This is a genomic window from Alicyclobacillus fructus (assembly GCF_017329605.1).
Taxonomy (GTDB): domain Bacteria; phylum Bacillota; class Bacilli; order Alicyclobacillales; family Alicyclobacillaceae; genus Alicyclobacillus; species Alicyclobacillus fructus.
Genome location: NZ_JAFMTY010000014.1, coordinates 70,695 through 79,588 on the forward strand (window position 1 = coordinate 70,695; position 8,894 = coordinate 79,588).

Annotated in this window: 9 protein-coding genes; 5 read left to right on the forward strand and 4 right to left on the reverse strand. The window is 66.5% G+C overall.

The genetic code is table 11. The annotated features are described in order from the left end of the window. Window positions 1-50: 50 nt before the first annotated feature. The 4 genes from J3481_RS08825 to J3481_RS08840 form a co-directional block, all read right to left on the reverse strand. Window positions 51-671, reverse strand: coding sequence for a LysE/ArgO family amino acid transporter (locus J3481_RS08825; RefSeq protein WP_206831618.1), 621 nt, complete (start codon window positions 669-671; stop codon window positions 51-53). Window positions 672-704: 33 nt separating this feature from the next. Further along, window positions 705-899 (reverse strand): hypothetical protein, encoded by a 195-nt coding sequence (locus J3481_RS08830; protein WP_206831617.1) that lies wholly within the window; start codon window positions 897-899, stop codon window positions 705-707. Window positions 900-966: 67 nt separating this feature from the next. Further along, window positions 967-2,067, reverse strand: coding sequence for a sensor histidine kinase (locus J3481_RS14955; RefSeq protein WP_328702079.1), 1,101 nt, complete (start codon window positions 2,065-2,067; stop codon window positions 967-969). After that, the gene (locus J3481_RS08840; protein ID WP_206831616.1) at window positions 2,064-2,741 is read right to left on the reverse strand and encodes a response regulator transcription factor; all 678 of its coding nucleotides are present in this window, start codon (window positions 2,739-2,741) and stop codon (window positions 2,064-2,066) included. The genes J3481_RS14955 and J3481_RS08840 overlap by 4 nt, the downstream gene beginning before the upstream one ends. A 152-nt stretch (window positions 2,742-2,893) precedes the next feature. Here J3481_RS08840 and J3481_RS08845 point away from each other — a divergent pair, with 152 nt between their 5' ends. From J3481_RS08845 to J3481_RS08865, 5 genes are all read left to right on the forward strand, one after another. Then, complete coding sequence (locus J3481_RS08845; protein WP_206831615.1) at window positions 2,894-3,925, forward strand: ATP-binding cassette domain-containing protein; 1,032 nt, start codon at window positions 2,894-2,896, stop codon at window positions 3,923-3,925. Further along, window positions 3,906-4,706 carry an ABC transporter permease gene (locus J3481_RS08850; RefSeq protein WP_206831614.1) on the forward strand — a complete coding sequence of 267 codons (801 nt, stop codon included), beginning with the start codon at window positions 3,906-3,908 and terminating at the stop codon, window positions 4,704-4,706. The genes J3481_RS08845 and J3481_RS08850 overlap by 20 nt, the downstream gene beginning before the upstream one ends. A 118-nt stretch (window positions 4,707-4,824) precedes the next feature. Further along, entirely contained in the window at window positions 4,825-5,844 is a 1,020-nt protein-coding gene (locus J3481_RS08855; RefSeq protein WP_206831613.1) for an extracellular solute-binding protein, read from the forward strand. Window positions 5,845-5,891: 47 nt separating this feature from the next. Beyond that, window positions 5,892-7,484: an ABC transporter permease gene (locus tag J3481_RS08860; RefSeq protein WP_328702078.1), complete on the forward strand. Its 1,593-nt coding sequence runs from the start codon at window positions 5,892-5,894 to the stop codon at window positions 7,482-7,484. Further along, on the forward strand, window positions 7,484-8,572 hold the full coding sequence (locus J3481_RS08865; RefSeq protein ID WP_236011461.1) for an ABC transporter ATP-binding protein: 1,089 nt from the start codon (window positions 7,484-7,486) through the stop codon (window positions 8,570-8,572). Before J3481_RS08860 ends, J3481_RS08865 begins: the two co-directional genes overlap by 1 nt. Window positions 8,573-8,894: the final 322 nt, after the last annotated feature.

Below are 8,894 nucleotides of genomic sequence, written 5' to 3' on the forward strand. Positions count from 1 at the left end.
TGCCTCGTCCGGACCGCGCCCCTCGTTTGCCCGTTCTTTCGGCTGCCTTCTTACCGGAAGGTCAACAGGATGTGAATGAGGAGCCCGGCCGATGCCCACATCATGAGCGCGGAGATTCGGTTGATGACACGCTTCAGCCCGAAGCCCGCGGCAGCCCGGCCCATGACGTGACCGAGCGTCATGAGAAAGAAAAACCACACCCACGACACGAGTGCGCACGCCGCCGCAAACGCGGCCCGCTGACCCCACGTGCCGTACACCGACGCGCTGCCGCCGATCACGGCGAGCGTATCCATCAGCGCATGAGGATTCAGAAGCGAAACGGACATCGCGAAGCCCATCTGGCGCCGCGGGGACCACACTTCAGAGACCACGGCCCCATCGTCCGAGCGTTCGCGCCACGTCTGAAAGCCCATGTACAACAGAAAGGCCACGCCCACGATGCCGAGCGCGACACGCAGCCAAGGGATGTGAAACACGGCGCCCGACACCCCAAAGACCGCGAGCGCCACGAGGAACGTGTCACATAGGGCCGCCGTGATCACGGCTGGCAGGGCCGCCAGCCACCGCCGGTGCAGCGCGCCTTGGCTCAAGAGAAATCCGTTCTGCATGCCAATGGGCAGGATGAGCGCAAAAGCCAAAATCAGTCCATGCCAAAACGCGCCGACCATGCGATACTCCTTTCCGGCGTTCGTCCAACCGATTCACAATCCTCCGTTGATTCCAAGCACAGTGGGAATCACGCCGAGAACCGCCCAGGCAGTCGCCATCCAAAGCCGCGTCTTTGTCGATAAGCTCACGTGAAACAGGCGCGCAAACACCCAGGCAAAGAGGAGACCTACGCCGAACTCTATCGAAGTGTATAGCAGGAGCAGAAGAATCATGAGCGTGGCGCTCATCTTCACACCCTCCAACGCGCGTCCTATGGAAGAGACGGCGATGGAATGTCCGCCCTCATCTTCCACCTCAAGTATACGGAATGCTCACCGTGAATGTCGACCCCATCCCAGGCTTGCTCTCCACAGAGATGCTCCCGCGGTGCATCTCCACAATGCGCTTGGCAATGGCAAGGCCGAGCCCATTGCCCGGCTTTCCGCGCGATGGATCTGCTTTGAAAAATCGGGTGAACACGCGGTCCAGGTCCTCCGGTCGAATGCCCACGCCCGTGTCGGAGACCGAGACCCTCACGCACGCCTCGTCCTTCTGCAGCCGCACCACAATGCGGCCGCCTGGTTCCGTGAACTTGATGGCGTTCGACAGGAGGTTCATCCACACCTGGCCGAGGAGATCTTCGTCGCCTTCCACCTCCGCGGGCTCCACCTGCATGTCAAGGGTCAGGCCTTTCTCCGCCCACAGCGGCTCGGACGCAATCGCCACCTCGCGCAGTTGTCGATCCAGCCGAAAGCGCGTGACGATGACGGGATGATGCCCCGATTCGAGCGAGGTGAGCTTCAGCAGGTTGTCCGCCAAGCGGGACAGCCGCTCGCTCTCCGCCTCAATGATGTCGAGGTAGTGGCGGCGCTCTTCCTCCGTCAGACCCTCCGCCTTGAGCGCCTTCACGAACCCGACGATGGAGGTGAGGGGAGTCTGCATCTCGTGCGAAACGTTCGCCACAAACTCCTGACGCATCTGCTCAATGCGCTCGAGGCCTTCGGCCATCTCACGCACGCTCAGGACGAGCTGGTTCATCGGGTGATCGGGAAAGCCGCCGCGAACCTCCAACATGGCCCGCGCGCCGAAGTTGCCGCGGCCAATCTCCCGCAGCGATTCGAGGATGCGAAAGAAGACGTGATCGTCCCGGTCAAAGCCTACGGCGCCCCACACCAGCATGATGAGCGCCAGCAGCACGACGCTGATGCCACCGACCATCAACAGTTGGCCGTAAGGAACGGGCCGCCAGCCGAAGCTTCCGCCCACAAGTCGCTCGATCCCGTACGCCGCGGTGAGGAGCGCGAATCCCCACATGGACATCCAGACGAGGCGATCCATGGCCTCGCGCCACTGCCAACGCCGGTGGCGGGCGCGCTCATCGGCCGACGGCGCACCCTCAACACGCGCCCGCTTCACGTTCCCGTCACCTCCAGCCTGTAGCCGAGGCCGCGCACGGTGCGGATGCGAAACGGATACGCGTCTTCCGGAAACTTGTCCCGCAGGCGCTTGATGTGCACGTCGACCGTGCGCTCGTCGCCCTCGTAATCGTAGCCCCAGACTTCTTCAATCAACTTGTCCCGCGACAGCGTCCGGCCCGCCGACGAGGCTAAAGTGAACAGCAGCTGAAATTCCTTCGGCGGAAGCGCCATCCGTTCCCCGTTTGCCTGCACCTCATAGGTGTCCTGAAGAAGGCGCACACCCGCGATGTCCAATGCGCCATCCGCCTGGATCCGATAGCGGCGCAGGAGCGCTTCGACGCGCGCCACAAGTTCCTCGGGCGCAAACGGCTTGACGAGATAGTCGTCCGCCCCCATCCTCAGCCCCCGCACTTTGTGGCTCGTTTCGCCGAGCGCGGTCAGCATCAGAATCGGGATGTCCCAGTGCTCGCGCACGAAGGCGCACAGTTCCCAACCGTCCACCTCGGGCATCATCACGTCGATCACGGCCAGATGCACGGGCTCCTGTTCCAGGAGATCGGCCGCCTGACGCCCATCCTGCGCCTCGAGCACGCGGTGGCCCTCCCGCTGTAGGACCACGCAGACGAGTTCCCGAATATGGGGTTCATCGTCAGCAACCAGAATGGTGGGCATAGATACACCTCCGGTCTGTGTTCGTGAAAGCATCGTATCACGAGTCGATGAACGCGCGATGAACATCGGTTCGGCCCTGTTCATCTTGTGTTCACACACGCCCTTTACCATGGTCCCTGGACTGAATGAACTGAAAGGAGTGACCTGGTCATATGCAGACGCTCACCCAAGCGGCGCGTTCTCAAACCACCGCGGCGCAAGGCGCGCCGCTCGCGATCGAAGCCCATCAACTGGTGAAACTCTTCGGCCGTCACCGCGCCGTGGACGGCGTCGATCTCCAGGTGCGCGCCGGCACGGTCTATGGCCTGCTCGGTCCAAACGGCGCGGGCAAGACCACTACCGTGCGCATGCTCGCGACGCTGCTCCGCCCAGATGGCGGACAGGCGCGCATCTTCGGTTACGACGTGGTCAAGGAGGCCCAGCGCGTGCGCCAGCTCATCGGCGTGACCGGTCAATACGCCTCGGTCGACGAGACCCTCACCGCCATGGAAAACCTGATGCTCTTCGGCCGGCTCCTCGGCCTGTCGCGCCGCGACGCGCGCCAAACCGCCGAACGGCTGCTCGAGCAGTTCGGCCTCACCGAGGCGAAGAACCGCCCGCTCAGGCATTTCTCCGGCGGCATGCGGCGCCGGCTGGATCTCGCCGCGAGCCTCATCGCGCGGCCGCCGCTCATCTTCCTCGACGAGCCGACCACCGGCCTCGATCCGCGCACGCGCGCCCAGATGTGGGACACGATTCGCGATCTCGTCCGCGAAGGCACCACGGTCCTGCTCACCACGCAGTACCTGGACGAGGCGGATCAACTCGCCGAGCGCATCGCTGTGATCGATCGCGGCCGCGTGATCGCCGAGGGGACGCCGGACGAGCTGAAGTCGTCCGTAGGCCAGTCGTCCCTTCACCTCACGTTCCAAAACCCCGCCGACGTGCCGAGGGCGCGCGAAATCGTCGAAGCTGCGCTCGGCGCGCAGGCGACGCCGTCCCCGGAAGGCCGCAGGCTCATCGCGCCCGTCTCCGACACGAGCCGCTTGCCCGACGTGCTCGTGGCGCTGAAGGCGGCCGGGATCGAGATTTCCGAGCTCGGCGTCCAGAAACCGACGCTCGATGAAGTGTTCCTCACGCTGACCGGACACAACGCCGAACCCACCACGGAAGGAGAGGATGCGGATGTCCAACCGCGCGCTTGATACCGTCCCGGCACGCGTGTCGGCGACGAGCACCTTGAGCCAGTCGCTCACCATGGCGTATCGCGGCCTGTTGAAGGTGCGCCGCACGCCGGAACAGCTGTTTGACGTGACCGTGCAGCCCATCATCTTCACGCTGATGTTCACCTACATCTTTGGCGGAGCCGTGTCGGGCAACCCGCAGAACTATCTGCCGCTCGTCATCCCGGGCATTCTCGTGCAGACGGTCATCACCGCCTCGGTGGTGACAGGCGTGCAACTGCGCGAGGATATGGACAAGGGCGTGTTCGATCGCTTCCGCTCCCTGCCCATCGCCCGCATCGCGCCGCTCGCAGGAGCGCTCATCGCCGACACGGTCCGCTACCTGATTGCCACCCTGCTGACGTTCGCCGTGGGCTTCATCATGGGCTGGCGTCCGCAGGGAGGCGCGTTTCACGTCGTGCTTGCGGGACTTCTCGTCATCGTCTGCGCGTTCGCCCTCAGCTGGATCTTCGCGTTCTTTGGCGTCATTGCCCGCACCGCCACAAGCGTGCAGGGCATCTCCATGCTCATCCTGTTCCCGCTCACGTTTCTGTCGAACGCCTACGTGCCCGTGAACACAATGCCCAAGTGGCTGCAGGCGTTCGTGAACATCAACCCGCTGTCCCACCTGATTGCCGCCGTGCGCGATCTCGCCAATCGCGGCCTCGTCACCTCGGACATCGCCATCTCGCTCGCGGGCGCCGTGATCCTCATGCTCGTGTTTGCGCCGCTCGCGGTGCGGATGTACATGCGAAAAGTTTGAGGCGCTCACCGACTATTCACCAAATCTTGCCCCATCTTTTGCGGATTCCTTCACAGAACCTACACACGCCACCCGTACCATGGGCACAAACAGCCTGTGGGCAGAGAGGTGGATATGGATGTCGAAGTGGAAAATCGGTGTCGTGGCGGGAGGGGCGGCCGTCCTCGCGGCAGGCGCGCTGGCGCTTGATGCGGGAGGCCGCCCGGCGCAAGCCGACGCGAACGCGCAGGCCTCCGTGAACGCGCTGGCGCGGCCGGCGGGGCAGATCACGGTCTACGCGGCGCTGACCCAGCAAAACGCGCAGGCCATCGCCAAGGCGTTTGAGTCGTACGATCCGAACGCGCGCGTCCAGGTGGTCACCACGGGCACGGGCGCTTTGGTGACGCGGCTCGAAGCGGAGGCGAAGGCGCACGCGATTGGGGCGGATGTGCTGCTCCTCGCCGATCCGACCGCCGCGGACGAACTCGCCGCGCAGGGCATTCTCTCGGCGCAGAAGCCGGACAACGCGTCGCGCGTACCCAAGGCGGATCAGGGGGCCGACTGGGTGGGCGCCTATGTGTTTCACGACGTGATCGTCTACCACAAGGGCATGGCGGCGCCCGTGCCGAAGTCGTGGCGCGACCTGACGAACGCCGCGTACAAGGGCGAGATCGAAATTGGCGATCCGTCCTACTCCGGCACCACCATGGCCTACGTCGGCATGATGGAAATGAAATATGGATGGAATTATTTTTCGCAGTTGAAGCAAAACGGGGCAGCGGTGCAGTCGTCCGTCAAGACCGTGGCCGACGACGTGGCGCGAGGCAAGGTGGAGGTCGGCATGACCAACGACAGCGCGGCGTACACGCTTGTCAAACAAGGATCGCCGATTGGCGTCGTGTGGCCGCGGGATGGCGCCATCGCGGTGCCGGGGCCGCTCGCGTTCATCCGAGGACATGAGACGGCGGTCGCGCGGGCGTTCGCCAACTGGCTCCTGAGCCCGGCCGGGCAGAAGGTCGTCGCGTCGCTCGGCCTGTCGCCCGTCAACGGGACCTCGCCGACCGTGCCACGCGGGGCCACCGTCGTCCAGGTGCCGTGGGCGGAACTCGAGCGAAATCGGGCGGATATCCTTCATCAGTTCGCCCAGTTGTTCGGATGAGGCGCCTCGCGTGGGCGCGAGCCGCTTCGGGGATGGCCCTCGCGGCCGTGGCCGCGCTATGGGTGCTGTATCCCATCGCGCGCCTGTGCGCGGGGCTTGAGGGCGCGGGACAGAGCCTCGCGTCCTTCACCCCACTCTGGCACTCCCTCTGGACGAGCGCCTTGTCGTCGGCGTGCGCGACGGCCGTCGGCTTCGCGTGGGCCGCGCTGTTGAGCCAGGCGCCGTCGCGCCTGCGGCCGGCCCTTCATGCCATCTCGCTGTTGCCGCTCTGGACGCCGCCCTTCATCGGGGCGTTCGCCATCGCGGACGCTTACGGGCGGGCCGGGCTCATGGACACGCTGTGGCACGTGCACCTGGACTGGCTGTACGGCCCCTGGGGCGTGACGGCGGCGCTTGCGGTTCACGCCGTGCCTATCGGTTACCTCAGCGGACTCACCGCGCTTCAGGCGTACGATCGCGACGCGGAGCGAGCGGCGCGATCGTGCGGGGCCTCACCCCTCTCTGCGTTCTGGGCGGCGTTCGCCCCCGCGGCGCGGGGGCCGCTTGCATCGTCGGCGGCCGTCGCATTCGCGTTCGGCCTCGGCGACTTCGGCGTGCCGTACGAACTCGGCGAGCCGAGCGGCTTTCAGACGGCGGCCACCGCCATCTTCGCAGATCTGTCGACCGGGGGCGCCAATGGCTTCGGGCTCGCCGCCTGGCAGTCGGTGGAGCTCATGGCCTTGGGCCTTTTGGCCTTCGGCCTGCAGGCGCTGAGACCCGGGGGCGCCGTCGTCGCGCCTTCCGCCTCCGCAAGCCTGGAACAGCGCCCCGTGTGGCGGGCGGGCGGCGCCGTGATCCTCATCCTGTTCAGCGCCTACAGCGTGGCCGTGAGCCTGTTCCCACTCGCGGCCGTCTTCCTCACCGCAGTGACGCGCGCGTACGGCCTGCCGCCCGCGCCCGCCAACTGGGACTGGCGCGGCTTTGTCGATCCCGTCCTTTCCGCGCTCCCGCAGATGGCGCACACGGCGGTTCTGGCCGTCGCGGCGGCTGTGGCCGTCGCGGCGCTGGGACTTGCAGCGGCCGAGATCGCGCGCATCTCGAGGCTCGGCCGCCTCGCGCACCGGGTGATGTGTCTCTTGTACGCCGCGCCGGGCACGGCCGTGGCCGTCGCGGTGATGGTGGGCTTTGGGCACGCGCTGTACGGCACGTGGGCGCTCTTGTGGGTGGCGTACGTGGCAAAGTTCTACGGCCAGGCGGACGTGTTGCCCGCGGTCCGCAGGCAGGTTTCGGAGGACGCGTGGCGGGCGGCGCGATCGCTCGGCGGCCGCTGGAGGCACGCGTACCTCGCGGCCGTGTGGCCCGTGATGCGCCAAGCGGTGCGGCAGGTGATGCTCCTCACGCTGATGGCGGGGCTGTACGAGGTGACGCTCTCGAGCCTCCTGTATGGGCCGCGGACCGAGACCGTGGCCGTGCTCGTGCTGTCGGCGAGCGAAGGCGGAGACATGCGCACCGTCGCCAGCCTCGCCGTGTGGATGACCCTCGCCACGTTCGCCGCAGGTTTTGCGGCGCTCCACGCGCCGGCGGACAGGCGCCGGAAGCGGCCGCGCCTTCGGGCCTTCACTTTAAGCCAGGCATCTGCCTTCGAGGAGGTCAATCCGTGATGGATTCGCGCGCCAAGTCGCGCCTCGTGGTGAGCGGCGTGACGGTGTTCCACGGGCGGCACGCCGCCGTTCGCAGCGCATCGATCAGCGTGGGCGAAGGTGAGCTGGTGGCGCTCGTGGGGCCGTCGGGATCGGGAAAGAGCACGCTCATCGGGGCCATCGCAGGGTTTTATCCGGTCGCGTCCGGCGCCATCTGGATCCAGGATCAGCTCGTCGCGGCCCGCGGCACTTCTGTTCCGCCGGAGCGGCGGCAAATCGGCGTGGTGTTCCAATCGCACGCGCTTTGGCCGCAGTGGATGGTGATTGATAACGTGGCCTATCCGCTGCGCAGACAGGGCCTCTCGCGCATCGCCGCGCGGCGCGAGGCGGAAGCGGTGCTCGCGGCCGTCGGCCTGGAGCAGATGTGCGCGCGCTTCCCCGGCGAGCTTTCCGGCGGACAGCGCCAGCGCGTCGGGCTGGCGCGGGCGCTCGCCGCGCGGCCTCTGCTGTATCTGTTCGACGAACCGACGGCCAATCTGGACCCGGAAAACCGTCAGACGTTCGCGGACGAAGTGCGCCAGCGGCTCCGACACACCGGGGCAAGCGCGCTGTACGTCAGTCATCAGGTGGACGAGGCGCTCGCGTTGGCCGATCGCGTCGCGGTCATGCTCGACGGCGCCATTGTGCAGGCCGGATCGCCCCAGGAGGTGTACGAGCGCCCGCGCTCGGCGGCCGTGGCCCGGTTGCTCGGACACGCCGCGTGCGTGGAGGGTGTGGTGACGGCGGCCACGGGGGATGAGATGGCGAGCGTGCAGATTGCGGACAGCGTGCAGCGCGTGCGGCTCCTCGTCCCCGGAGGCGACGCGCCGCCCACTCCCCGCGTCCGGACGAAGCTCATGTTCCGCCCCGAATGGTGCCGTCTCGCGCCGGACGACGTCGACGCGCTGCCGTGCCGCGTGGCCCATGTCCGCTACCTCGGCCATTCCACGCTGTATGAACTCGAGTCGCTCGCCGGCCGCCTGCTCGCCAGTCATCCCGGACCGCCGCGCTTCACAGAGGGCGATCGCGCCGGGTGGCTAGCGCGGCTGGCGTGCCTGCTGGCCGAATAGGCGGAGTTGGGGCGCAGGGGAGATCGCCGGGCGCACGCCGCGGGTGCCCTCCTTCGCCCCCGCTTCGGCCTGGGCGCGCGCTGCGATGGCCCCTTCCGCTCCCCGCGCGCCATTCCCCCGAGAAAATTCCCGCGCCGGGCCCTTTTGGCTTCCAAGCGGCGAGCCCGGTTCAGTACAATGGATCGCAGGAACAGACAACAGAAAGGGGAATGGCGTTTGATCCGAGCCTTTTGCAGAATGACTGATTCCATCGCGAGCGAAAACGACGCACACTTCTCGTGAAAGATAACACATGCCATAAAAATCCTTTTCTGTTGTGTGG

Bases quoted from the DNA above. Each gene is read 5' to 3' on its own strand.
- J3481_RS08825 (WP_206831618.1), bottom strand. From the start codon at position 671: ATGGTCGGCGCGTTTTGGCATGGACTGATTTTGGCTTTTGCGCTCATC.
- J3481_RS08830 (WP_206831617.1), bottom strand. From the start codon at position 899: ATGAGCGCCACGCTCATGATTCTTCTGCTCCTGCTATACACTTCGATA.
- J3481_RS08840 (WP_206831616.1), bottom strand. From the start codon at position 2,741: ATGCCCACCATTCTGGTTGCTGACGATGAACCCCATATTCGGGAACTC.
- J3481_RS08845 (WP_206831615.1), top strand. From the start codon at position 2,894: ATGCAGACGCTCACCCAAGCGGCGCGTTCTCAAACCACCGCGGCGCAA.
- J3481_RS08850 (WP_206831614.1), top strand. From the start codon at position 3,906: ATGTCCAACCGCGCGCTTGATACCGTCCCGGCACGCGTGTCGGCGACG.
- J3481_RS08855 (WP_206831613.1), top strand. From the start codon at position 4,825: ATGTCGAAGTGGAAAATCGGTGTCGTGGCGGGAGGGGCGGCCGTCCTC.
- J3481_RS08865 (WP_236011461.1), top strand. From the start codon at position 7,484: ATGGATTCGCGCGCCAAGTCGCGCCTCGTGGTGAGCGGCGTGACGGTG.